The 22,581-nt window shown below is 67.3% G+C and carries 24 protein-coding genes, 1 tRNA gene and 2 pseudogenes; 15 read left to right on the forward strand and 12 right to left on the reverse strand.

The genetic code is table 11. The annotated features are described in order from the left end of the window. Positions 1-92: 92 nt before the first annotated feature. Both NMLP_RS08905 and NMLP_RS08910 read left to right on the forward strand, forming a co-directional pair. The gene (locus tag NMLP_RS08905; protein ID WP_015409787.1) at positions 93-497 is read left to right on the forward strand and encodes a nuclear transport factor 2 family protein; all 405 of its coding nucleotides are present in this window, start codon (positions 93-95) and stop codon (positions 495-497) included. Further along, positions 497-733: a hypothetical protein gene (locus tag NMLP_RS08910; protein ID WP_015409788.1), complete on the forward strand. Its 237-nt coding sequence runs from the start codon at positions 497-499 to the stop codon at positions 731-733. Before NMLP_RS08905 ends, NMLP_RS08910 begins: the two co-directional genes overlap by 1 nt. 13 nt (positions 734-746) lie before the next feature. On the opposite strand, the gene NMLP_RS08915 is transcribed toward NMLP_RS08910, so the two are convergent. The 3 genes from NMLP_RS08915 to NMLP_RS08925 form a co-directional block, all read right to left on the reverse strand. Beyond that, positions 747-1,106, reverse strand: coding sequence for a DUF7577 domain-containing protein (locus NMLP_RS08915; RefSeq protein ID WP_015409789.1), 360 nt, complete (start codon positions 1,104-1,106; stop codon positions 747-749). Between the two features lie 64 nt (positions 1,107-1,170). Continuing rightward, complete coding sequence (locus NMLP_RS08920) at positions 1,171-2,115, reverse strand: zinc-dependent metalloprotease (RefSeq protein WP_015409790.1); 945 nt, start codon at positions 2,113-2,115, stop codon at positions 1,171-1,173. 545 nt (positions 2,116-2,660) lie between these two features. Continuing rightward, on the reverse strand, positions 2,661-2,930 hold the full coding sequence (locus tag NMLP_RS08925) for a glutaredoxin family protein (RefSeq protein WP_015409791.1): 270 nt from the start codon (positions 2,928-2,930) through the stop codon (positions 2,661-2,663). 89 nt (positions 2,931-3,019) lie between these two features. Between NMLP_RS08925 and NMLP_RS08930 the strand changes: the two are divergent. Then, a pseudogene (locus tag NMLP_RS08930) lies at positions 3,020-3,301 on the forward strand (hypothetical protein); the annotation flags it as partial. 68 nt (positions 3,302-3,369) lie between these two features. Further along, complete coding sequence (locus tag NMLP_RS08935; RefSeq protein WP_015409793.1) at positions 3,370-3,846, forward strand: redoxin domain-containing protein; 477 nt, start codon at positions 3,370-3,372, stop codon at positions 3,844-3,846. Positions 3,847-4,024: 178 nt separating this feature from the next. On the opposite strand, the pseudogene NMLP_RS15890 reads toward NMLP_RS08935, so the two are convergent. After that, a pseudogene (locus NMLP_RS15890) lies at positions 4,025-4,267 on the reverse strand (hypothetical protein); the annotation flags it as partial. Positions 4,268-4,322: 55 nt separating this feature from the next. Between NMLP_RS15890 and NMLP_RS08940 the strand changes: the two are divergent. Then, complete coding sequence (locus NMLP_RS08940; protein ID WP_015409794.1) at positions 4,323-5,492, forward strand: CaiB/BaiF CoA transferase family protein; 1,170 nt, start codon at positions 4,323-4,325, stop codon at positions 5,490-5,492. A 3-nt stretch (positions 5,493-5,495) separates the two neighbouring features. Here NMLP_RS08940 and NMLP_RS08945 read toward each other — a convergent pair whose 3' ends face one another. After that, the gene (locus tag NMLP_RS08945) at positions 5,496-6,401 is read right to left on the reverse strand and encodes a DMT family transporter (protein ID WP_015409795.1); all 906 of its coding nucleotides are present in this window, start codon (positions 6,399-6,401) and stop codon (positions 5,496-5,498) included. A gap of 413 nt (positions 6,402-6,814) precedes the next feature. Between NMLP_RS08945 and NMLP_RS08950 the strand changes: the two genes are divergently transcribed. Together NMLP_RS08950 and NMLP_RS08955 are read left to right on the forward strand one after the other, a co-directional pair. Beyond that, positions 6,815-7,804, forward strand: coding sequence for a YeiH family protein (locus NMLP_RS08950; RefSeq protein ID WP_015409796.1), 990 nt, complete (start codon positions 6,815-6,817; stop codon positions 7,802-7,804). A 77-nt stretch (positions 7,805-7,881) separates the two neighbouring features. Beyond that, a complete protein-coding gene (locus tag NMLP_RS08955) occupies positions 7,882-9,528 on the forward strand; it encodes a rhomboid family intramembrane serine protease (RefSeq protein WP_015409797.1) in 1,647 nt (548 codons plus the stop codon). Between the two features lie 12 nt (positions 9,529-9,540). On the opposite strand, the gene NMLP_RS08960 is transcribed toward NMLP_RS08955, so the two are convergent. The 3 genes from NMLP_RS08960 to NMLP_RS08970 form a co-directional block, all read right to left on the reverse strand. Continuing rightward, a complete protein-coding gene (locus NMLP_RS08960) occupies positions 9,541-10,182 on the reverse strand; it encodes an METTL5 family protein (protein WP_015409798.1) in 642 nt (213 codons plus the stop codon). A gap of 68 nt (positions 10,183-10,250) precedes the next feature. Further along, positions 10,251-11,219, reverse strand: a complete 969-nt coding sequence (locus NMLP_RS08965) for a DUF5787 family protein (RefSeq protein WP_015409799.1) — start codon at positions 11,217-11,219, stop codon at positions 10,251-10,253. 72 nt (positions 11,220-11,291) lie between these two features. Continuing rightward, a complete protein-coding gene (locus NMLP_RS08970) occupies positions 11,292-12,257 on the reverse strand; it encodes a transcription initiation factor IIB (protein ID WP_015409800.1) in 966 nt (321 codons plus the stop codon). A gap of 204 nt (positions 12,258-12,461) precedes the next feature. Here NMLP_RS08970 and NMLP_RS08975 point away from each other — a divergent pair, with 204 nt between their 5' ends. Continuing rightward, positions 12,462-12,941 carry a deoxyribose-phosphate aldolase gene (locus tag NMLP_RS08975; RefSeq protein WP_015409801.1) on the forward strand — a complete coding sequence of 160 codons (480 nt, stop codon included), beginning with the start codon at positions 12,462-12,464 and terminating at the stop codon, positions 12,939-12,941. A 65-nt stretch (positions 12,942-13,006) separates the two neighbouring features. After that, positions 13,007-14,251, forward strand: a complete 1,245-nt coding sequence (locus NMLP_RS08980) for a tRNA (N(6)-L-threonylcarbamoyladenosine(37)-C(2))-methylthiotransferase (protein WP_015409802.1) — start codon at positions 13,007-13,009, stop codon at positions 14,249-14,251. A 12-nt stretch (positions 14,252-14,263) separates the two neighbouring features. Here NMLP_RS08980 and NMLP_RS08985 read toward each other — a convergent pair whose 3' ends face one another. Together NMLP_RS08985 and NMLP_RS08990 are read right to left on the reverse strand one after the other, a co-directional pair. Next, positions 14,264-15,193 carry a cation diffusion facilitator family transporter gene (locus NMLP_RS08985; protein WP_015409803.1) on the reverse strand — a complete coding sequence of 310 codons (930 nt, stop codon included), beginning with the start codon at positions 15,191-15,193 and terminating at the stop codon, positions 14,264-14,266. Positions 15,194-15,351: 158 nt separating this feature from the next. Beyond that, positions 15,352-15,891, reverse strand: a complete 540-nt coding sequence (locus tag NMLP_RS08990) for an HIT family protein (protein ID WP_015409804.1) — start codon at positions 15,889-15,891, stop codon at positions 15,352-15,354. Between the two features lie 222 nt (positions 15,892-16,113). On the opposite strand from NMLP_RS08990, the gene NMLP_RS08995 reads away from it, so the two are divergent. The 3 genes from NMLP_RS08995 to NMLP_RS09005 all read left to right on the forward strand — a co-directional run bounded on the left by NMLP_RS08995 (position 16,114) and on the right by NMLP_RS09005 (position 18,073). After that, positions 16,114-16,314, forward strand: a complete 201-nt coding sequence (locus NMLP_RS08995; protein ID WP_015409805.1) for a DUF7835 family putative zinc beta-ribbon protein — start codon at positions 16,114-16,116, stop codon at positions 16,312-16,314. Between the two features lie 88 nt (positions 16,315-16,402). Further along, positions 16,403-17,197 carry a class I fructose-bisphosphate aldolase gene (locus NMLP_RS09000; RefSeq protein ID WP_015409806.1) on the forward strand — a complete coding sequence of 265 codons (795 nt, stop codon included), beginning with the start codon at positions 16,403-16,405 and terminating at the stop codon, positions 17,195-17,197. Further along, on the forward strand, positions 17,198-18,073 hold the full coding sequence (locus tag NMLP_RS09005) for a class 1 fructose-bisphosphatase (RefSeq protein WP_015409807.1): 876 nt from the start codon (positions 17,198-17,200) through the stop codon (positions 18,071-18,073). A 223-nt stretch (positions 18,074-18,296) separates the two neighbouring features. Here NMLP_RS09005 and NMLP_RS15450 read toward each other — a convergent pair whose 3' ends face one another. Then, entirely contained in the window at positions 18,297-18,500 is a 204-nt protein-coding gene (locus NMLP_RS15450; protein ID WP_394296876.1) for an Nmad3 family putative nucleotide modification protein, read from the reverse strand. 55 nt (positions 18,501-18,555) lie between these two features. Continuing rightward, the gene (locus tag NMLP_RS09010) at positions 18,556-18,774 is read right to left on the reverse strand and encodes a hypothetical protein (RefSeq protein WP_015409808.1); all 219 of its coding nucleotides are present in this window, start codon (positions 18,772-18,774) and stop codon (positions 18,556-18,558) included. A gap of 113 nt (positions 18,775-18,887) precedes the next feature. On the opposite strand from NMLP_RS09010, the gene NMLP_RS09015 reads away from it, so the two are divergent. From NMLP_RS09015 to NMLP_RS09025, 3 genes are all read left to right on the forward strand, one after another. Next, entirely contained in the window at positions 18,888-19,625 is a 738-nt protein-coding gene (locus tag NMLP_RS09015) for a hypothetical protein (RefSeq protein ID WP_015409809.1), read from the forward strand. Positions 19,626-20,374: 749 nt separating this feature from the next. After that, positions 20,375-20,456, forward strand: a tRNA-Ser gene (locus NMLP_RS09020). A gap of 119 nt (positions 20,457-20,575) precedes the next feature. Then, on the forward strand, positions 20,576-22,555 hold the full coding sequence (locus NMLP_RS09025; protein WP_015409810.1) for a DUF460 domain-containing protein: 1,980 nt from the start codon (positions 20,576-20,578) through the stop codon (positions 22,553-22,555). Positions 22,556-22,581 lie beyond the last annotated feature (26 nt).

A 22,581-nucleotide genomic window follows, 5' to 3' on the forward strand; every position in this document is an offset into this window, starting at 1 on the left:
GGGGGCGGACTCGCGACGTCCGTCGACGTCGTAGAGGCGGGGTCAGTGTCGGATATCCACAGGAGTAAGGCCTAGCCCGCCGAAGCCGCAGTATGGACGCCGAAGCAACCGTCAGGGCCTACTACGACGCCCTCCGGGCCGGCGACGCGCTCGCCCCGTTTTTCGCCCGCGGGGCGACGCCAGTGAAGTTCGGGATCGGCGAACGGCTCCGCGGCTTCGAGGAGATCGAGGCCGGACTCGCCGAGCAGACCGAAACCACCGACGAGTGGGTCGTCGACAGCGATCGGCTCCGTGTCACCGAACGCGACGCCCACGCGTGGTTCTCCGACGAGGTCGGGATGGCCTGGAGCGACCTCGGGACCGATACACGATACGAGTTCGACACCCGGTGGAGCGGGACGCTCGAGCGCCGACCGGACGCCGAGTCGGCGGGCGCCGCCGGGACCCCCTGGCGGTTCGTGGGGATGCACGTCTCGACTCCCGGAGGGACCCGGTAGTGGTCGATCCCGTCTCGAGTGCCGACCGCGTCCGGACGCTCCGGTGGGTGAAACTCGGGACGGTCCTGCTCGTGGGGCTCTCGGCGGGGCTCATCTCCGTACAGGGCGGGGCCACGATAGGGCTGATCGCCGGATCAGTGCTTTCGGGGCTGTTCATCGGGGGCGCGCTGGTGTGGTATCTGTTTCCGGACGCGGATTCGATCGCCCCGGCGGCGCGGGGGCGCGAGGATCGGTGATCGGCGGGCTGACTCAACCGCCGGTGACCTCGCGGTCGCCCTGCGGCGGCCCGCTTCCGGACAGCTCCGAGACGCACCGACGACAGAACTGGAACTGTGGGTCGTTCGGCGTGCCACAGATCGAACACTGGACTGTCCCGTCCGGCGACGGTCCGGCGTCGTCCGGGCGTTCCGGCAAGTCCGCGACGCCGGACGACCTGGCGCGGTCCTCGGGTGGCAGTCCGGACGGCTCCACCGGAGGGTCTTCTCCCGGCGCGCTCCCGGCGCGCTCCGCCGTCGAACCGGACAGCGATCGGTAGAGATACACCGCAAACGCGGCGTGGACGAGGAGCACGAGGACCCCAAGAGCGACGACCATGCTGGAGGTGTCCATACCCAACGCGAACCCACGCGTCGGCGGTATTTATTATTTCGGCGCGGAGCCTCGGACCGCGCGGTTACGCGACCCGACGGAGCCACGCCGAGGGGTCGTCCAACTCGGCGTCGGTCGGTAGGTTCTCCGGACGCTCCCAGACGGCACCCGCACCCGCGACGCCGCGCTCGTCCGCGACGGCGTCGAAGAAGGCCTTGCCGCGCTCGTACTGGCGGCGCTTCCGCCCGAACCCGAGCAGCCGTCGGACGAGTGCCGATATCGGGCCGGCCTCGCGACGTCTCGCGTCGAGTTTCTCGCGAAGGTCGGCGTACTCCTCGTCGAAGGCCCGGTCCATGACGAGTTCGGCGTACCCCTCGACGGCGGTCATCGTCGTGTCGAGGTCGCCGAGAGCCGCCCGATCGAGGTGCCCCGCCGTGAGTTCGGAGACGGCGGTCTCCATCTTCGATTCGAGATGCGACGCGAGCCACGGCGCGGCGTCGAACTCCGCGGCGTGGGCGACCTCGTGGAACGCGATCCAGCGCCGAAAGCGGTCCCGGTCGGCTTCGAGGGCGTCGGCGACCCCGACGACGTTCGGGTGGACGAAGTACAGACGGTGGTCGTCGTCGCCGAGCAAGGTCGGATCGTACTGCCCGAGGACGTTGCTCGCGAGGAAGCCGAGCGTGAGCGCCATTGTCCCCGTGTTCGCCGCGCGTGCGATCGAGGGGACGACCATCGCACCGCTCTCCAGCGGTGCGAGGAGCCGCCGGAACGTCGCGACGTTCGCGTCGATCCAGTGGTGGCGGTTCTGCACCTCGACGCTGCCCGGCAGCTCGAAGTCGATACCCGAAGCGGTTCGGATCCTCGATCGCGCGTCGGCGACGTCGTCGGCGTACCCCGCTCGGTCGGCCGCGGACAGCGACAACTCTCCCGGGGCGGTCCCGGCGCGGGCCGCGGTGCCGACGGCGGTCCAATCGACCGGACTGTCGCCGTCGGAGCCAGCGACGGCGCGTGCGGCACGGAACAGATTCACATCCGGGCTAGTCGAGCCGATATAAAAACTCTTCCGGCGCCCGGATGCCGGTCGGCGGTTTCGATACTCCAGCCGCCGGTGTTAGCTGTAATTGAGGGCGCTACGCCCCCTTTTCAGCGAGCGCTAGAGGGGCGAGCAGGGAGGGTACAGCGCCCGCAGGAGTTGCTGGCACGTTCTCCGCCACGGTTAGCACCCCTGCGGTCGAAAGGCGATGTTCACCGCGTCTCCGAGGGTGTGCAAGCGCGAGGAGACGCGCGAACCGTCGGTCGTGGCAGAGTGTCCGTCCGGGAGGGGCGAGACGCTCCAAACTGTTATAATAGAAGTCGCCTGCGGTGTCCGGAGCCGCTGTGTCTACGCCGGATCCAAGCGCCGATACAGAAACGGGAACCCCCACCCCCGACGAACGAGGGGCGAGTAGCTCCGAGCGCGGTAGAGCGAGATGAGGTGGGGTCGGGCAGTTCAGACATCCCTTACGGACCTCCGAAGCGACGAGTGAGGCGCTACTGATTTGATTCAGACTGTTCGTACGTCGGTGCTGAACGGCCTCAGACCCCGACTGTATCGGACGATTCCGCGTCGCCGTACGTCGTCTCGAGAAACGCGATGATCCGTGCCGATTGGCTCATCGAGACGCCGTACCCGTCGGCCACGAGCACGGGTACCTGCCGCTGGCCCGTGGCCGATTTCACCTCGGTGCGCTTCGAATGGAGCCCCTCGACCCAGACGCTGTCGAACGCTACATTCAACTCCTCGAGTGTGTCGACCACGCGCTCGCAGTACGGGCAGCCCTCGAGGCGGTATAGCGTGACAGTCATACGATCACATACGCGGTGGGGATTAAAAAACCGCCGGGGGCGACTGCCCCGAACAACACCACCAAGCAGCTCCGGGCCGTACCCCCAGCATGGCGACGCCAGTTACGTACTACTGCCCGCACTGTGAGACCGTCGTCGAACTGCAGCGCGAGGGATATCTCGCCGACAAGTCCGTGACGCCGTACCCACTCGAGGGCTGGAACTACGTCCCCGTCGAGGCGGACTACGCGGCCGACGACGCCGACGGCGTCCGGTTCGTCTGTGGATCCGACGGATCCGCGCGCGACCCCGGGGCCGATGGGTGTGGGAAACCGTTCTACCTCTCGTTCGTCCGCCCCGGAACCACCGATGCGGGGGCGGCGGTCGACCCGACTACTCGACCCAAGTGACGCCCCGGTGCTCCCCACGTATTTAGTTCTCGCCGGGTGCACACGTGGACATGGTACCTGCAGTCGGCGAGACGCCACCGGCGTTCGAGGCGCTGTTGTGCGATGGCGAAACGTTCCGCCCGACGGCGCTCTCCGACGCGCTCGGCGACCGGGGGACCGTCCTGATCTTCGACGGCTTCGCCTTTTCGGCCATCGCGCAGAACTGGTGGACTCGATACGACACGCTCGGATGGGGCACGTTCGAGGGGGTACAGGTGTACGGGATCGTCCGCGATGGCCCCTACTCGATCAATGAGTTCCTCCGCGGACTCGAGAGCCCGTTTTCGATGTTTTCGGATTCCGACGGCAACGTCGCCGATTCGTACGACCTCTCGGTCGAACGCGATGGGATGGCCGGTATCGAGACGTCCCGACGGGCCGTGTTCGTTCTCGACGACGCGGGCCTCGTTCGACACGCCTGGGACACCGAGGAGTGGATCTACCCCGTTCCGACCGAGGAGATCGAGGCGGCGATCGCGGAGTTGTGAGGCGGGGGCGGTGACATCCTCCTCGCCGTAAACGGAGCGGGATCGAAGATCCCGCAGGCAGTCGGGCTTCGTCGTTCGAACGGCGCGAGCGCCGTTCGGGATGACGAGAGAGCTCCGCTCTCTCGAACCACCCGACGACGGCGAGGCTTCCCGTACCGCAGGTGGGATATTTGCCGGTCTACGATACGACCTGTTCTCTCGTGGTGAATGTCCCGCTCTCGCGGTCGAACAGGTGTACCGATGGCTGTGTCGTTCGAAAATCTTTGATTTTCGTGATGACGAGAGACTACGTCTCTCGAACCACCACACAGCCGTTACTCTTATCCTCGCCGTGAGGACTCGGAGTTATCTTCTGACGCATATTTTCCGCCCCATTACAATCCGCGTTCCCGACCAACTCGCACGACGGGCAGACGTATAGCCAACCACCCGCGCCGCGACGGTAGGCTTATTCCCGGCCGGTAAGACCCTCATCCATGCGACTCGACGGAATCCGTGTCCTCGATCTCACCCGGCTGCTTCCGGGCCCCTACGCGACGCAGTTGCTCGCCGACGCCGGTGCCGACGTGATCAAGGTCGAAGACACCAAAAGCGGGGACTACGCCCGAGAGATGCCGCCCACGACCGACGAGGGGATCGGTGCGATCTTCGACGCGGTAAACCGTGGTAAGCGCAGCGTCGCGCTCGATCTCAAGAGCGACGGCGGACAGACGGCGTTTTACGACCTGCTCGAAGACGCTGACGTCGTCGTCGAGAGCTTCCGTCCGGGGGTGGCCGAGCGGCTCGGCGTCGGCTACGACGCGGTCTCCGAACGCCGGCCGGATGTGGTGTATTGCTCGCTTACGGGGTACGGACAGAACGGTCCGTACGCCGATCGACCCAGCCACGATCTCAACTGTATCGGGCTTTCGGGGCTTCTCGATATGAACCGCCGGAGCGTCGACGAGGCGCCGCGGCTTCCGGGCTACCAGATCGCCGACATCGGCGGCGGGTTGCTCGCCGCCTTTGCGGTCTGTTCCGCGCTGTTGTCCCGCGAGCTCGGCAACAGTGGCGGCGAGTACCTCGACGTGTCGATGACCGACGCGGTCGTCGCCTTCTCGCAGACCGTCGCGCCCGATGCGCTCCGGGGATCGGATCCACGCCCGGGCGAGACGCCGTTCACCGGCGAATATCCCTGTTACGGTGTCTACGAGGCGAGCGACGGCAACTACGTCACGTTCGGCGCGCTCGAGCCGAAGTTCTTCGAGGCATTCTGTGCGGCCGTCGACCGCCCCGAGTTGGCCGCCGAGCACACGTCGGAGGACCCGTCGGTTCGGGCGGCCCTCCGTGCGGAACTCGAGTCGATCTTCGCCGAACGGACCCGCGACGAGTGGGTGTCGCTTCTGGCGGACGTGGACACGGCGTTCGGCGGCGTCTACACCCCCGAAGAGGCGCTCGAACACCCTCAGATCGAGGCCAGAGGATACGTCCGGCGGCCGGACGACGGCGCGCCACGAATCGGGTTTCCCGTCCGAGGGAGCGACGTACCGCGCGCGGACGGCCGGGCGCTTCCGGACCACGGCGAACACACGGTACCGATACTCGAGGCGGCTGGCTACGACGCCGATACGATCGATCGCCTCCGCTCGGACGACGCGATCAAGTGAGCGCTATCCGGCGGCCGCGATCACGTCGGCGATCGCGTGCCGTTTCAACAGTGCGAACCCGACGAACACGATCACGAAGCCGAGCACTGACAGAGGGCCGACGGACTCGCCGAGCAGGAACACCCCGGCGATCGTCGCCACGATCGGGACCAGATACGTCACGAGGCTGACCTCGAAGGCCCCGCGCTCGCTCAACACGGTGAAGTAGATCACGAACGCGATGGCGGTCGAGAAGACGCCGAGGTAGACGACCGCTCCGATGGCGATCGGATCGACGAGCGCGGTCGGCACCGATTCCCCGCCCGCAAAGCTGAACACGTGGAGGACGACGCCACCGACGAGCATCGCCCATCCGGTCATCGCGACCCGCTCCATCGACGGGCGAGCACGCTGGATCAGGACGCCGCCGAGCGAGACGCTCACCACCTGACCGACGACGAGGAGTCGGCCGAGGGTATCGCTCCCCGTCAGATTTCCCGGGTCGGGCCGGACGATCAGCCCGATCCCGACGAACCCGACGACGACGCCGAGCGTTCCGACGGCCGAGAGGCGTTCGTCGAGGAGGACGAGCGCCCACAGCGCGGTGACGATCGGGACGAGCGCCTGCAGGATCGCGGCGATGCCGCTCGGGACGGTCTGTTGGCCGACGAACAACAGTCCGTTTCCGGCGACGAGGAAGACGCCACCGGCAGCGATTGCGGCGACGTTGTTCCGGCCGGTCGGAACCCATCCCCGGTCGTCGGTCGTCACGCCGACGTATCCCAAGAGGAGAATCGCTGCGACGTCGTACCGGAACGCCGCAAACAGGAGCGGCGGCAGATATCCCAGTCCGATCGAAATCGCGGGGAACGACACGCCCCAGAGGAGCGAGAGACCGACGAGCAAAGCCGGGACGCGGAGGCGAGACACGACGAGTTGTTCCCGCGAGAGGGTAAAATCCCTACCGGAATGCGAACAGGCGATCCGGCGACGACTGGCGAGCGTGGATCGCAGTGGGCGTCCTCGACGCCTCGCTCCCGCCTGGGCGACTCGCCAGCGAGCGGTCAACGCATACGGCCCCTGCTCGCGTTCTGATATATAACTCATTGCTCGGGGGAGGTCAACTCTCGGCGACGGCGATAATCAGCAAAATTTGCTTTCTTCGGCGACGATACCAGCAGATATACAACGGCGGCTTGCCCAAACGATCCCATGGAAGATGACCGATTCGGCGGCCTAGGCCGACGTGCTATCGGTCGCTGGTGCGCTCTCGACGCCAGCCTCCAGGGCAGCCTCGTCGCTCTCGCGATAGCCGCCGCCGTGACCTTCGGTGCCGAGATCCCATGATCGCCGCGGTCGGCCGGACGCTCCCCGGTATCGTTGTTCTCTGTCTCGGCGCGTTGGCGGCGCGCCGGTTCTCGACGCTCGCCGGTGTCAGCGAACTGCTGTTGGCCATCGGATTGGGCGTCGCCCTCGCGAACACAGTCGGCGTCCCGGAGCGGGTCCGTGCCGGAGTGGGGACACACGACGTCTGGCTCGCCGCGGGAATCGTGTTGCTCGGGGGCTCGCTGACGCTCGGGTCCGTCCTCGAAACCGGCAACAGTGTTTTGTTGTTGTTGGTCACCGCCGTGACGGTCACTGTCCTTCTGGTGGAGGCGATCGCTCGGAACGTCGCTGGATTGACCGAGCGACTCGGATCACTGCTCGCCGCCGGGGCCGGGATCTGCGGCGTCTCGGCGGTCGTCGCCGTCGGCGGTGCGATCCGCGCGAAGGAGACACAGATCGCCTACGCCGCCGCGGTTATCCTGTTGGTCGATGCGGTTACGATCGTCGTCTATCCGATCGTCGGCTCCGTGCTCGGTCTCTCCGGGATCGCCTTCGGGGTCTGGACCGGAGTCAGTATGCTCTCGACCGGGCCGGTGGTCGCCGTCGGATTCGCCCACTCAGAGGTCGCCGGCCAGTGGGCGACGGTGACGAAACTCGCGCGCAACGTTTTGATCGGCGCCGTCGCGCTCGGCTACGCGAGTTACTACGCGCGGCGGGGATCCGGCGGCCAGACCTCTCTTCGGATGTTGTGGGCGAACTTTCCGAAGTTCGTCCTCGGGTTTCTTGCCTTCGTCGGTCTCGCGAGCGCCGGGGTCTTCTCGCCCGGGCAACGCGCTTCGATGGCGAACGCCGTCGATTGGCTGTTCTTGTTGGCGTTCGTCGGTCTCGGGACGGAGATCCGAATCGAGGACATCCGACGGACCGGCTTCGCCCCCGCACTCGTCGTGTTCGGGGTGGTATCGGTCGTGAGCGCCCTGTCGCTCGCGGTCGCGCTTGCGGTGTTCTGAGGGCTTCCTCGACCGCCGTCGGGGACTGTGCCCCCCGAACCGGGAGGTTATTTGTCCGGCCGGCCCCTCGAATCGATATGGATTCGTCGGCCCTTATGTGGCATTCCGCCCTCGTGGCGGGGGTCGTCGTTTCGCTTGCAACCCTCGTGTACGTGAGTCGGCCCGGTGGGCGGTGGGGGGCGATCGCCCGAAAACGACTCGTGATGGGACTCCCGTGGGGTACGCTCGTCGCCGTCGCGGGCGTCGCCTGTTTTTATTTGTTCGTCCAGGACGGCCTCGCGAACCCCCGAAATCCCCTCGAGATACCGTTTCGGGCCTACAGCTACTTTTATCCGCTCGGGATCCTCACCTCCGGGTTCGCCCACACGAGTCTGGGCCACGTTACGAGCAACCTGCTCGGGACGTTGGTCTTCGGGTCGCTGGCCGAGTACGCCTGGAGTCACTTTCCCCGCCGCCGCGGGCGCTCGTCGTTCGCGTCGCTCGGATCGAACCCCTTCGTCCGGATCGCGGCGTGGACTCTCGGCGCCGCAGGCGCGGCCGTCGCGACGTCGACGTTCGGGCTCGGCCCGGTGATCGGGTTCTCCGGAGCCCTCTTCGCGTTCGTCGGGTTCGCGCTGGTCCGGTTCCCGATCGCGACCGTCGTTGCCGCCCTCTCGACGCGGGTCGTCACCCAACTGTACAACGCGATCCGCGTGCCGGAAGTCCAACAGTCGGCCGCGGAGACGTTCTCGCGGCCGTGGTGGGCGGGAATCGCGATACAGGGCCACGCCGTCGGCCTGTTGCTCGGTGTCGTGGCCGGGACGGCGCTTCTGTACCGCCGGGACGTTCGCCCGACCCCCGAACACGTCTGGCTCGCAGCGCTCGCCTTCGCCGTCGATCGGGGGCTGTGGGCCGTCTACCTCCCGGAAGGCTCCGAGACCTACCGGCTATTCAGGGCGCTCGGGATGGCCGCAGTCTTCGTCCTCGCCGCGATCGTGGCGGGCGGGACGTCGGCGACGACCCGGGCGTTGCTCCCGAGTGTCGATCTCTCGCGCCGAGACGTGGCGTTCGGGGTGGTCTTCGCCGCGCTCGTGGCGGTCGCGTTCGTCGGCGTCCCGCTGAACCTGTCCGCGGTCGAGGACCCGACGGCCGGCGTCGGGGAGGCCGACGCGGTCGAGGTCGGAGATTACACCGTCCTCTACGCTGAGGGCGTCGAGAACCGGTTCGTCTCCTCGGTTCCGGTCCCCGGCGGCGAAAACCGGACCGAGAACCGCGTCAAATCGAGCGGCCTCATCGTCGTCTCCGAGCGCCGGAACATCTGGTGGGAGGAGGTCTCCGCCGCACGCTTGGAGTCGGCCGGTGCCGCGACGATCCGCGTCGGCGGCCTCGCCTGGAGCGAGGACGTCCGGGCGACGCGGACGACCTGGGCCGTCGCGGGCGGGAACGCGACGTATCACGTCCGCCTCGGGCTTGCGGCCGAGAACAGCAGCGATCGCCCCGTCGTGTTCCGGGCGGACCCCGTCGAGGCCGACGCCGTCGTCGACGGCCGGCGGCTGTCGATCGCACCGGCCGGCGACGGCTTCGAGGTCGCCGTCTCCCGCCGCAACGAGACGCTCGGGAGGGCAGCCATCCCGCCGGGGAACGGGACAGTGACGACGGGAGGCGTCACGCTCTTTCGGGAAAACCGGAACCTGTTCGCGGAGCGCGGGCTAACGCGAGTCCGGATCGCCAGGCGGGCCGGATGACCCCGCCGGTGGTCACTCCCACTCGATCCGGTAGACTTCGGTGTCGATCGATCGGGTCTCGGAGTCGTGGTGTTCGAACTGCCGGGGGAGTTCGAACTCCGCGGCGAAAGCGTGAGTGACTTGCCCGCCGTTGTCGCCGGCGAACGCCCGGACGAACGACTCGCTGCCCGCATTGTGGACCGAATACGAGACCGACGAGACCGCCGCCGCGGCCTCCAGGAACGCCCGATCGGCCCCTTCGTTGCCGGACTGTGCGCCGAACGGCGGATTCATGAGCACGGTCGCGTCGCCGCCGGGCACCAGCGGGAGGTCGGTTACGTCGCCGCGAACCCACGAGACGTCGGTCATCGCGCCCACGCGTCGCTCGTTCTCCCGCGCCGTCGAAAGCGGCGCGGGATCGATGTCGACCCCCACGACCAACTCGGGGCCGCGAAGGGCCGCCCCCAGCGCGAGCATTCCCGTCCCGCAGCCGAGGTCGAGTACCGTCCGCCCCTCGACGTCACCGTTGAGGTCGGCGACGTGGACGATGTGTGCCGCCAGATCGGGCGGCGTGTGGTACTGCTCCAGCGGTGCGTGTGGGTCCTCGAACCCCGCAACGACGGCCAACTCCTGGGCCAACCGCCGGCGCGTCGCACCCGCAGTTCCGTCTGTCATCGTTGAAAATACTTTCCGGGTATACGGATAAATATTTGTATGCGTATTAGTTATATCTTGGGCGGCAGTTACTCGCATCCGAAGCGATCGAGGCCGACCTGCTCGCTCGCGACGCCGTCCGGGTCGGCGGCCCACGGCGTCCGCGCGTCCCTGACGGCGTCGGCATCGGTCGACGGCGGGTCGGCGGGCGCGTGGCCCCCGCACTCGGGGCCACACTCGCGGGCCGGATCGACGAATCGCCCCTTCCACGCACAGTAGGGCAACACGTCGTCTCCGCCGAACGATGGGCCCTGTGGCTCCACTTTTGTACAGCCTGGAAGCTGGTCGGGGCGCCAGCCCTTCCCGTAGGCGCGTTCGGCGACCCGCCGCCGGAGCGCGGCCTTCTCGTCCGCGCCGACGAGTTCGATATCGATTTTGGCCGGGGACGCCTCGATGACGGCCGTTCCCGGCTCGTCGCTCGGCAGCGACTCGGCCGCCCGGACGACCTCGAACGTGCCCGCCTCGGGGTCGAGGCGCCACACGCCCACCGGGTCGGGAATCCGGTTCAGATGCGCGCCGGTCACGTAAGACTCGGTGGCGAGGACCACCTCGTCGAACAGCGCCAACGAGACGTCCTTGCGCAACTGGAGTTCGAGCTCGCCGGGACGGTCGAGGTCGGGTTTGTTCTCGATGGCTCGCAACCCGCCGATCCAGTCGGGATACGGACTCGCCTGCCGGACGTACCGCTGGCCGCTGCGACGTTCAGTTTCGAAGAAGCCGATCTCGGTGGCGCGGTCGGCGATCGCGACCGCACGCCTCGGGCTGACGTCGATCGCCGCCCGCGGCCGGCGCGCACGCCCGACGCCGACGTCGCTCTCGATGGCAGGTCCGGGGATCGCCTCGGGGGTGATCTCGATCCGGCGTTCGAACTCCGGCCCCGGCAGCACCTCGACCACGTCGACGATCCGTGTGTGGGTTCCGAGCTGCCGGGCGACGACGCCGTCGCTGTCGGCTTCGAGGGCGGCACACGCCGCGAGTTCGAAGGCGAACTCCCGCACGGTCTATTCGAGGGGTGGCGTCGACAAAAGCGACGCGCTCGCGGGAGTCCACTCGAGCGAACGCGACGCCCGCTATGCGAACGCGAGGTCCTGTTCGGCTTCGAGCAGTTCGTGATAGCGGTTGCGGATGGTGACCTCGGAGATGTCCGCGACCTCCGAGACCGCGGCCTGGGTCGTCTTCTCGTTGGTGAGCAGCGAGGCGGCGTACACCGCGGCGGCCGCCAGCCCCACCGGCGACTTCCCCGAGTGGACGCCCTGCTCTTTGGCGTTGCCGAGCAGCTTGCGCGCGCGGTTTTCGGCCTCCTCGGAGAGATCGAGGTCGCTGGCGAAGCGCGGCACGTAGCTTTCGGGATCCGCAGGCGCGACCTCGAGGCCGAGTTCGCGGACGACGTAGCGGTAGGTGCGGGCGATTTCGCTCTTTTCGACGCGGGAGACGCCCGCGACCTCGTCGAGGCTGCGCGGGACGCCGGCCTGTCTGGCGGCGGCGTACACGGACGCCGTCGAGACGCCTTCGATGGAGCGTCCGGGGAGGAGGTTGTCGTCGAGCGCGCGGCGGTAGATGACGGAGGCGGTTTCGCGGACGTTTTCGGGGAGACCGAGCGCGGAGGCCATGCGGTCGATTTCGCCGAGGGCCTGTTTGAGGTTGCGCTCCTTGGAGTCCCGCGTGCGGAAGCGCTCGTTCCACTTGCGGAGTCGCTGCATCTTCTGGCGTTGCCGGGAGTCCAGGGAGTTCCCGTAGGCGTCCTGATCGCGCCAGTCGATGTTGGTGGAGAGCCCCTTGTCGTGCATCATGTTGGTGGTGGGGGCGCCGACGCGGGACTTTTGATCCTTCTCGGCGCTGTCGAAGGCGCGCCACTCGGGCCCGCGGTCGATCTCGTCCTCCTCGACGACGAGGCCACAGTCCCGACAGACTGTCTCGCCGTGCTCCGAATCGGCGGCGAGTCGGCCGCCGCACTCCGGGCAGCCGGTCGTCTCCTCGTGGTCGGTCTCCGCTTCGGTCTCGGTCTCGGTCGTCCGTGTTCGTGTATGTTCGCTCATGCTACGTGGCGGGGGCTGCCAGGTAGGGATTTACCCCAGAAAGACCCGGTCAGTTGTCGTATATAACGTATGGGCGAGCAATATTTAAATACTTCGGTGATTTCGCCCCCCGTACCAGCCGTCACACTGGTTTTTGACGCCCCTACCGTCCCGGTGGCCGAACGATGCGGTGGCGATTTACTTCGGTACGGCGTGTGTGGCTGTATGGACCGTGACGCGTTCGCTGCCCGCATAGATCACACCGTCCTCGGGCCGGAGACGACACCCGGGGCGGTGGAGGCGGCCCCCGACACTGCCACGGAACACGGGATGAACGCCTGCGTTCCGCCGTATTATCTCCCCGACGCCGCCGAGTACGCGCCGGCGGTGACGCTCGTCACCGTCTGTGGGTTTCCCCACGGCCAGGCGGCCCCGGAAGCCAAGGAGATCGCCGCCGAGGCCGGCGTAGCCTTCATCGAGACCGCGACCGGGTTCTCCGCCGCCGGCGCGACCGCCGAGGACGTCGGTATCATGTCGGAGTACCTCCCGGTGAAAGCAAGCGGCGGGATCGGCGGCTTCGAGGCGGCGCTGTCGATGTTCGAAGCGGGAGCCGATCGGGTCGGCGCGTCCGCCGGGGCGGCCATCGTCGAGGGCTTCGACGCCGAGGCGGTGGCGACGGCGTCGTTCGATCCCGGGGCGGAATGATCGCCCCGACAGCGCCTCCCGAAACGTCGCCCTTTTGAACGACGGCGCATAAAAAACGGTAACCGATGGCCACCTACCACATCGAGACGTACGGCTGCACTTCCAACCGTGGGGAGAGCCGCCGGATCGAGCGCTCTCTCCGGGACGCGGGCCACCGCCCCGTCGAGGGGACCGCGGAAGCGGATGTGGCCATTCTCAACACCTGTACCGTCGTCGAGAAGACCGAGCGCAACATGCTGCGCCGCGCCGAGGAGCTCGAATCCGAGACGGCCGACCTGATCGTCACCGGCTGTATGGCGCTCGCGCAGGGCGAGGCGTTCGCCGACCTCGACGTCCAGGTGCTACACTGGGAGGACGTCCCCTCGGCGGTCACGAACGGGGAGTGCCCGACGACGACCCCGGACGCCGAACCGATCCTCGACGGCGTCGTCGGCATCCTTCCGATCGCCCGCGGCTGTATGAGCAACTGTTCGTACTGCATCACGAAGTTCGCGACCGGACGGGTCGACTCCCCCACGATCGAGGCGAACGTCGAAAAGGCGAGGGCGCTGGTCCACGCGGGCGCGAAAGAGATCCGCGTCACCGGCCAGGACACCGGCGTCTACGGCTGGGACACGGGCGAGCGGAAGCTCCCCGAGTTGCTCGATCGGATCTGCGACATCGACGGGGAGTTCCGCGTTCGGCTCGGGATGGCCAACCCTGGCGGCATCCACGGCATCCACGAGGAACTCGCGGACGTCTTCGCCGACAACCGGAAGCTCTATGATTTCATCCACGCGCCGGTTCAGTCGGGCTCCGACGAGGTGCTCGAGGCGATGCGCCGCCAACACCGCGTCGGGAAGTTCCGCGAGGTCGTCGACACCTTCGAGGGTCGCCTCGACCACTGGACCCTCTCGACGGACTTCATTGTCGGGTTCCCGACCGAAACGGAGGCGGACTTCGAGCGCTCGATGGCGCTTCTGGCCGACGTCCGCCCCGAAAAAATCAACGTCACCCGGTTCTCGAAGCGCCCCGGTACCGACGCCGCCGAGATGAAGGGTCTCGGCGGGACAATAAAAAAAGAGCGCTCAAAAGCGATGTCGGAGTTGAAACGCGAGATCTGCACCGAGACCCACGCTTCGATGGTCGGCGAGACCCACGAGGTACTCGCCGTCGAACCCGGAACCGGCGACTCGATCAAGTGCCGCGACGAGGCCTACCGACAGGTGATCGTCACTGACGCGGCCGAGCGCGGCGTCGAGGTCGGAGACCTCCTTGAGGTCGAGGTTACCGCCCACGAGGCGATGTACTGCTTCGGTGAGCCGATCTGACCCGGGCACACGCTACCGCTCGGCGGCGTCTTTCCACTCGCCGATGCCCTCGGGGTCGAGATGCAGGTGGACGTCACCGACGTCCTCCAGCGACCGCAGCGCCGCGACGAGTTCGGTCTCGATGTCGTGGGCCTCGACGAGCGTCAACTCGCCGTCGACCTCGACGTGGGCTTCGACCTCGAGGTCAGTGCCGTCGTAGAAGACGACGAGGTCGTGGACGCCCGAGACCGCCGGGTGCGACCGGAGAGCGTCGGCGACCGCCCGGCGCTGCTCGTCGCTCGGAGCCGCGCCGATGAGATATGAGACGTTCTCGCGGCCGATCTCGACGCCTTGGTAGACGACGAGAAGGCTCACGAGGCCGCCGGCGGCGGCGTCGAGAGCCGGATACCCGAAGAAGACGCCGGCGACGCCGACCAGGGCGGCGACCGACGTGTAGATGTCGTTGCGACAGTCGACTGCCAGCGCCGAGAGCGCCGAGGACTCGACCGTCGCGTTGACGTGGACGGTGTACCAGTACAACAGGTACATATCGGCCATCGAGAACGCCAACGCGCCGACGAGCAGGAGGTCGAACCGGACCGACGGCCCCTCGATGAGACCCTGTGCGGAGTCATAGAGGAGGTTGAGCCCCAAGAGCACGACGACGGTGCCGACGAACAGCGCGGCGAGCGGTTCGACGCGCTGGTGGCCGTGTGGGTGGTTCGTATCGGGGTCGTCGTAGACGCTCCGGCCCCACACCAACACGACGACGCTCGCGACCAGGTCGGCGACAGAGTGGGCGGCGTCGGCCAAAAGCGCCACCGAACCGAACGCGAGACCGACGGCGGCCTCGACGACGATCTTGATCGCGTTCCCGAGGACGTTGACGACGCTCGCGCGGGTGAAGCCGCGCCTCGCGGCGTCGGCGTCGAGTCCCGCTTCGGCGACGGCGGTGTCGCTCACGGCGTGACGTACCCGAACCGGTCAGATAAACCATCGGATTAGACGGATCGAAGCGAGTCCTTCGACGGTGGCGAACTGTCGTCGTTTGCGGGGGACGACAGCCGTCGTCGGTGCAGACGACGAAGCGCCGTTGCTCACGGGCGGCGCCGGTCTGTCGATCACTCGCCGACCAGTACCGCGCCGTCGTCGGCCGTCCGCGTCCCCGGCTGTTCGGCGAAGGCCTCCCGGAGTCGGTCGTAGCTCTCCTCCAGGGCCTGGACGATGACCTTCGTGTCCGAGCAAACCGGCATGAAGTTCGTGTCGCCGTCCCACCGCGGGACGACGTGGGTGTGGAGGTGGTCGTCGACGGAGCCGCCGGAGGCGTCGCCGAGGTTGAGCCCGACGTTGAGGCCGTCGGGGGCGAACGCCGCCTCGAGCGCCGTCATCGTCCGCTGTTTGAGCCGGGCGTGATCCGAGAGCACGGCCGCGTCGAGGTCGGTGTAGTCGCCGGTGTGAGGCCGCGGGATCACCATAACGTGGCCCGGGTTGTACGGGTAGTTGTTCAGGAGGACGAACGCGTGTTCGGACTCGGCGGCGACGCGCGCCTCGCGGGCGTCGTCCCGGTCGGGGAGGACGCAGAACGGACACCCGTCGACGCCGGCCTCCGAGCCGTCGCGTTCGACCCACTCGATGCGCCAGGGGGCGAACATTCGCTCCATGCGCCTCCTTCGGACGGCGCCGGCATAACGCTGTTCGCCCGCTTTTAGTATATAACTCTGTCGGCCGTTCAGCGCGGCTCCGAACGATCGTACTGGCGCAGAATCGCCTGTGAACGGTTTCGATGCTATAGAGCCGGTTGCAGGCGGGAGCCGTCCGACGGCTGAACGGTCTCCAACCGACGCGGCGTTTTAGGGGATGTTCGGGGCTACCGACGGGTGATCATGTCGACGCGACTCGACGACGACGGCGGAATGACCGAGCGCTGTGAGACGTGCGGCCGCGAGACGCTCCACGACGTCTCGATTCACCTCCGAACCGAGAGCCGTCGGGCGAAGAACGCCGAGTTCTCGCGGGAGCCCTACCGCGTCGCGACCTGCCGGTGTTGTGGGGCCGAGCGATCGCTCCGGATGAACGACGCTTGAGCGCCGCGGCTTCGCGGCTGTTCCGGCGCGGAAGCCGGGACCGACGGATCAGAATCTTCTTTGTGCGCCTCACCCGAGACGGAGGTATATGATTCCGATCGACGACACGCCCCTGTGTCGGGACGGGAAAGTACTCATTTTGGCCTACGACCACGGCCTCGAACACGGTCCCGTCGACTTCGAGGGAGTTCCCGAAAGCGCCGACCCACGGCGCATCTTCGAGGCTGCCACCCACCCCGCGGTCACGTCGGTCGCCGTCCAGAAGGGTCTCGCGGAGGCGTACTATCCCAGCTACGAGGAGAGCGTCTCCCTCCTGGCCAAGCTCAACGGGACCTCGAACCTCTGGATGGGCGAACCCGACTCGTCGGTCAACTGCTCCGTCGAGTACGCCGCCGAACTCGGCGCCTCGTCGGTCGGTTTTACGATCTATGGCGGCTCGAACAACGAGATCGAGATGGCAGAGGAGTTCCGCGATGCCCAGGAGGCCGCCCGCGAGCACGACCTCCCCGTCGTGATGTGGTCGTACCCGCGCGGGCAGGGCCTCAAGAACGATACCAAGCCCTCGACGATCTCCTACGCCGCACGGCTCGCCCTCGAGTTGGGCGCAGACGTCGCCAAGGTCAAACACCCCGGCAGCCACTCGGCGATGGAAGACGCAGTCCGAATGGCCGGCAAGACGAAAGTCGTCATGTCCGGCGGCTCCAAGCGCAGCGATCGAGCCTTCCTCCGGAGCGTCAAAGAGACGATCGACGCAGGGGGCAACGGCCTGGCCGTCGGCCGGAACGTCTGGCAACGCGAGAACCCCGAGCGCATCCTCGACGCGCTCGAGGCGGTCATCTTCGAGGAGGCGACCGTCGACGAGGCGCTCGCCGCAGTCGAGTAGATGGCGGACGCTCCCGACGCCATCGACGCCGTCGTCGACGCGATCGCCTCGACCGCCCCGGAGATCCGTTCGGGGCTTGCCGGCCGTCGCGCCTACGACGACGGCGCGAACCCCTCGGGCGATCGCCAACTCGAGGCCGACGTCTACGCCGACAGGCTCCTCGAGGAGCGGCTCCTCGGAATCGACTCGATCGCGGGATACGCGAGCGAGGAGCGCGACTCGGTCGTCGCCCCCGACGCCGCTGGGGGGGCCGCAGATGGGGACCGACACTACGTGGCGGTCGATCCTCTCGACGGCTCCTCGAACCTCAAATCGAACAACACGATGGGGACGCTGTTCGGCGTCTACGACGAACCGCTGCCGGCCGGCGGGTCGGCGCTCGTCGCCAGCGGATTCGTCCTCTACGGCCCGATCACCACGATGGCCCTCGCCCGCGAGGGAACGGTCACCAAGTCCGTGATCGACGAGGGGACCCGGCGGGTCGTCGACCCGGACCTGACGCTCCCCGAGGAGCCGACCGTCTACGGGTTCGGGGGGCGCGTTCCCCGGTGGCGCGCTAACTTTTCGGCGTACGTCTCCGAGGTCGAATCGGAGCTGAAACTCCGCTACGGCGGCGCGATGATCGGGGACGTAAACCAGGTGTTGACCTACGGCGGGATCTTCGGCTATCCCGGCCTCCGGGAGCGTCCCGAGGGCAAACTCCGGTTGTGTTTCGAGGGGCATCCGATCGCACACATCGTCGAGACAGCCGGGGGCGCCTCCTCGAACGGCGAGCAGTCGCTGCTGTCGTTGACGCCCGATCGACTCCACGAGCGCACGCCGCTTTTTGTCGGCAACGAGTCGTACGTCGACCGACTCGAGGCCGCACTCGGGTGACGGGGCGCTCGGCCGCCCCGGTCGGAGCGGCCGAAGCCGCCAGGGCGAAGCCCGACGCCACCCTGTAGCAGCCATCGCAAGTGATTACACATCGATCGCACTGCCGTCGTGCGATCGAGTGTGCGGTGTCTTCCGGTCGCTACTATAACAGACGTGTGATGCGGGAGCGAGAGACCGCCCCCGGCGTCGCGCTGCCCGGCGTCGGGGACGGCGAGCCCGCGACCTACGTCTGCGGGTCGCCGCAGGTGTAGGCGGCACTGCCGTGGACGCCAGCAAACGTCGGGTCGAGATGCACCGACGTGTCGGCGATCCGGGAGGCGTCGGTCGGGAGGTCCAGCCCGCCGTAGGTCGGCACGTCGGCGTCGGAGCGGGTCGGCCCGGATTCAGGGATCGGGACGCACTCGAAGCGCCCCTCGGTCCCCGAAATCCCGTCTCGTTCGTGTTCGCGCCCACGTTGATCGCGACGCCCTGTATCGGATCGGTCACCAGTAGGTCTCGGGGTTGTCGAGCCAACGTCGTCCCCGGGCCCCGAGGGCGATCGCCGCCAGGACGAGCGCGACGAGCGCGAGAAGAGTCACGGCGGCGGGCGCGACGTCCGGCCCGACCGACAGCGTCGTCAGGAACAACTCGGAGGCCGATCCCGCCGTCCAGACGACGACGAGCACGACGAGGGCGGCCGAGAGGAGTCGTGTCCGATTCATACGTCACCTAGAGACGAACACGTATAAAAACCATCGCCGGAGTGCGGCTGTTCGTCGCGGTCTTCGGTGCCCGGTTCCGGAGGGCCGATATGGCCTGACGACGAACGCCCGCTATGACCACCATCGCCGTTCTCGCCGACCCGCCGCATCCAGACACTGCACTCCCCGAGTTGGTGGCCGACTCGCCGCTGTCGGCGGCGGCGGCGGCTTCGCTGTACGCCGCGTTGCTCAAGGACACCGCCCTCGCGGCCGACCGAAGCGGCGGCGAACTCCTCGTGAACTACCGCCCCGCGGAGGCGCTCGGCCTCGACGTCGACTCCGAGGTCCGGCTCAGATCGGTCCTCGAAGGGGTGATCGACCCCGAGGAGGCCCGCTTCGAGGTCCAGGTCGGCGAGACGTTCGCCGGCCGGGCCGGCAACACGGCGACGCATCTCCTCGAGACCGAGGGCGTCGGATCGGTCGGCATCGCCCGCCCCGAGGCGGCGCTGTTGGCGCGAACCGACATCGACAGCGCGGCGATGAAACTCCGGAGCACGCCCGTCGTCCTCGGCCCGGCACCGGGCGGGCACGTCACCTACGCGGCGTTCGCCGAGCCGATCGATTTCGGGGCGTGCTATGCGCCGCCGGCTCTGGAGACGCTGACGGATCGCGCACTCGATGTGGGCCTCGAGGTCGGCTTCCTCGAGTCCAAGCCGTACCTGCGGCGCAAAGCCGACCTCGCGAACCTGATCGTCGACGTCCGGACGAGACGAAAAGCCGATGCGCTCGTCCCGCCACATCTAGCCGAGTGGGTTGGGAGCTGCGATCTCACCGTGCTCGCTGATGGGGACGGTCTCACGCTCGAGGAGTGAGACGCGCGCGGCCGCGAGACATCATATTCGGGGGCGTTGGACTGACGATCGCTTCTCGGCGGGACTGCGGACACAGCGGACTCCGTGGACGGACCGGCGTCGTGGCTCGGAGCCCGGAGGACCGCGAAAACGGTTGGGGTGGGGGATAGGGGGGTGGGAGCACAGGCGTCTGCGTGCGCCCCAATAACGTTGTTTTCACCAGGGGTTTATAATATTACCGAACTATTGCGTATGTGGGTAAATATCATTATTTGTAAGCTCTCGTCGCGATAGCGCGGTCGACTCCCTCCGGTGGCCGTCGAAGGAGTCACCCGCTTTATTGCCCCACGGCCGTTCGGGGCCTCTCCGGTGAGTTGTCGGCTCCGTTTCAGAGAACACGGGGGTTCGGTCTTTGCCCCCACGGTATAGTAGCGATCGGAAGACACTGCACACTCGATCGCACGACGGCAGTGCGATCGATGTGTAATCACTTGCGATAGTTACTATAACGCGGAGAACGTCCGTCGGTTGCCGACCGCGTCCGGGCGGGTAGTATCGCGGGACAAGAGATATTTTCGTGCGGGGTTCGCGGGACAAGACGACATTTTCATACGTGCCGGGCGCAGATACGGTCGTAGACTCAGACGGGTGTGACCTCGGTGTCTCGAGTGTGGTTCGGCGCTCCCGCGACGGCGTTCGTCCGGGGCGTGACAGCCGCCCGAAAGGCGTCGAAATCACCTGACGTGGGTCGATGCGGAAGAACAACTATCGGTGGGATGGCAGAGCGGCCCATTGCGTCTGCCTTGAAAGCAGATGGCGCAAGCCTCCTGGGTTCGAATCCCAGTCCCACCGCATCGCTACAAACAGCAACGAGCGGTAGCACCGGGATTCGGCCGTTTCGTCCGCCGAGAGGTGCACCGAGAACCCCTCCCGTCACGGGATTTATCACCGACGGGAGCCTAGTATCGTCCGTGAGCACGCGAACGAGCGCCCTGAACAACCGGATCCTCGGCGTCGACATCCAAAGCGGCGACGTTCGGGGCGACGCCCCGTCCTACGCCGTCGTCACCTACGACGGGGAGACGATAGAGCGCGACGTCGTCTCGCTGCGGAAGCTCCACCGCCGGATCGGGAGTGAGGAGCCGGCCATCGTAGCGACGGACAACACCTACGAACTCGCCGAGGACAAAGCGGGGTTGATCCGATTCCTCCGGGGGTTGCCCTCCGAGACGAAACTCGTCCAGGTGACGGGCGACGAGCGGCCGGAGCCGCTCTCGCGGGTCGCCGCCCGCCACGGCGTTCCCTACGGCAAACAGCCGATGGAAGAGGCCGAGGCGGCGGCCCGGCTCGCGGCCAGAAACGTCGGCTACGAGGTCTCGGCGTTCACCAACACGACCGAAATCAAGGTTTCGCGGGGGCGCTCGACGGGGAGCGGCGGCTGGAGCGAGGACCGCTTCACCCGCCGGATTCACGGCTCCGTTAAAAAGGCCGCACGCGAGGTCGAGTCGGAACTCGACGCGGCGGCCCTCGAGTACGAACGGGACGTGACAGAGAAGTACGGCGGCTATTCGCAGGCCCGTTTCGAGGTCGAGGCGACGCCCGCCGAGCTCCCCGTCTCCGAGCACCGCGCCGGGGACACCCGGATCGAGATCGAGCGCGAGCGTCGCGACGGGATCGAGTACCGACCGCTGGCGAAGCGTCGCGACCACGTCGTCGTGGGGATTGATCCCGGCACGACCACCGCCGTCGCCGTGACCGATCTCGACGGGGACGTTCTCGACGTGTGGTCGAGTCGAACGGTCGATACGGCCGACGTGATCGAGTGGATCATCGAACACGGCCGGCCGATCGTCGTCGCCGCCGACGTCGAGCCGATGCCCGAGACCGTAGAAAAGATCAGGCGGAGCTTCGACGCCGCCGACTGGATCCCCGACAGCGACCTCTCGGTCGACCGGAAGCTCCACCGGACGCGGGAGGAGCACTACAATAACGATCACGAGCGTGACGCGATGGCGGCGGCACTGTTTGCCTACGACGATCACGCAGACCAATTCGAGCGGATTGCCGAGAAGGTCCCCCCACAGTTCGACCGCGGGGAGGTCATCGCCGCGGTCGTCTCCGGCGACGAAAGCGTCGAGTCTGCCCTCGAGGGGATGCGTGACGAGGACGGGGACGAACCCGAGGAGTCGACCCACGACCCCCGGGAGCTCACCGACGACGAAAAGGAGATCAAACGGCTCAAGGACCGCGTCCAGCGCCTCGAAACACACGTCGAGGAACTCGAAGCGACGGTCTCACAGAAGGACGAGCGGATCGAGGAGTTGGAGTCAGAGCTCTCCGAGGCCCGCCGCGAGGAGCGCCGGGACGCCAGAGAACGCCGCGAGGTAACCCGGCTCGAACGGGAGACCGAACGGCTCAAGCGGGAGCTCTCCGAGGCCGAATCGGCGAACGAACGACTGGAGGACAAACTCGAACGGCTCAAGGAGCTGTGGAAGCTCGACCACTCGAACTTCGCCGACGTGGCGGAACGAAAACGCGGTCTCGTCCCGGTCAAACCGATCGAGCAGTTCACCAAGGACGCGATCCGGCGCGCGGACGAAGCGTACGGCGTCGCCCCCGACGACGTCGTCTACCTCCGTGACGCAAGCGGCGCCGGACGCGAAACCGCCGAACGGCTGGCAGCGTACGATCCACGCGTCGTACTCCGGGATGGTGGCCTCTCCGAACAGGCCGACGAGGTCCTCTTCGAGCACGAGGTTCCGGTCGGTTCGGCCTCGGAGGTTGCGATCCAGGAAGTCGACGAACTCGCTGTCGCCCGCGAAAGCGAGGTCGAGGCCGTGATCGAGGACTGGAACGATCGGGCGGCCGAGCGGCGACGCGAGCGGAAGGCCGCCGAAATCGACCAGTTGATAAGCGAACACCGAGCGCGGGATCCCGAGCGGAGCGGTTGAGTCCGCTATCGTACTCGGGTTGTCCG

Origin of the sequence: Natronomonas moolapensis 8.8.11 (assembly GCF_000591055.1) — an archaeon.
Lineage (GTDB): Archaea > Halobacteriota > Halobacteria > Halobacteriales > Haloarculaceae > Natronomonas > Natronomonas moolapensis.

Coding starts and splice junctions, on each gene's coding strand:
- NMLP_RS08905 (WP_015409787.1), top strand. CDS start 93: ATGGACGCCGAAGCAACCGTCAGGGCCTACTACGACGCCCTCCGGGCC.
- NMLP_RS08915 (WP_015409789.1), bottom strand. CDS start 1,106: ATGGACACCTCCAGCATGGTCGTCGCTCTTGGGGTCCTCGTGCTCCTC.
- NMLP_RS08925 (WP_015409791.1), bottom strand. CDS start 2,930: ATGACTGTCACGCTATACCGCCTCGAGGGCTGCCCGTACTGCGAGCGC.
- NMLP_RS08935 (WP_015409793.1), top strand. CDS start 3,370: ATGGTACCTGCAGTCGGCGAGACGCCACCGGCGTTCGAGGCGCTGTTG.
- NMLP_RS08940 (WP_015409794.1), top strand. CDS start 4,323: ATGCGACTCGACGGAATCCGTGTCCTCGATCTCACCCGGCTGCTTCCG.
- NMLP_RS08950 (WP_015409796.1), top strand. CDS start 6,815: ATGATCGCCGCGGTCGGCCGGACGCTCCCCGGTATCGTTGTTCTCTGT.
- NMLP_RS08955 (WP_015409797.1), top strand. CDS start 7,882: ATGGATTCGTCGGCCCTTATGTGGCATTCCGCCCTCGTGGCGGGGGTC.
- NMLP_RS08960 (WP_015409798.1), bottom strand. CDS start 10,182: ATGACAGACGGAACTGCGGGTGCGACGCGCCGGCGGTTGGCCCAGGAG.
- NMLP_RS08970 (WP_015409800.1), bottom strand. CDS start 12,257: ATGAGCGAACATACACGAACACGGACGACCGAGACCGAGACCGAAGCG.
- NMLP_RS08975 (WP_015409801.1), top strand. CDS start 12,462: ATGGACCGTGACGCGTTCGCTGCCCGCATAGATCACACCGTCCTCGGG.
- NMLP_RS08980 (WP_015409802.1), top strand. CDS start 13,007: ATGGCCACCTACCACATCGAGACGTACGGCTGCACTTCCAACCGTGGG.
- NMLP_RS08990 (WP_015409804.1), bottom strand. CDS start 15,891: ATGGAGCGAATGTTCGCCCCCTGGCGCATCGAGTGGGTCGAACGCGAC.
- NMLP_RS08995 (WP_015409805.1), top strand. CDS start 16,114: ATGTCGACGCGACTCGACGACGACGGCGGAATGACCGAGCGCTGTGAG.
- NMLP_RS09000 (WP_015409806.1), top strand. CDS start 16,403: ATGATTCCGATCGACGACACGCCCCTGTGTCGGGACGGGAAAGTACTC.
- NMLP_RS09005 (WP_015409807.1), top strand. CDS start 17,198: ATGGCGGACGCTCCCGACGCCATCGACGCCGTCGTCGACGCGATCGCC.
- NMLP_RS09010 (WP_015409808.1), bottom strand. CDS start 18,774: ATGAATCGGACACGACTCCTCTCGGCCGCCCTCGTCGTGCTCGTCGTC.
- NMLP_RS09015 (WP_015409809.1), top strand. CDS start 18,888: ATGACCACCATCGCCGTTCTCGCCGACCCGCCGCATCCAGACACTGCA.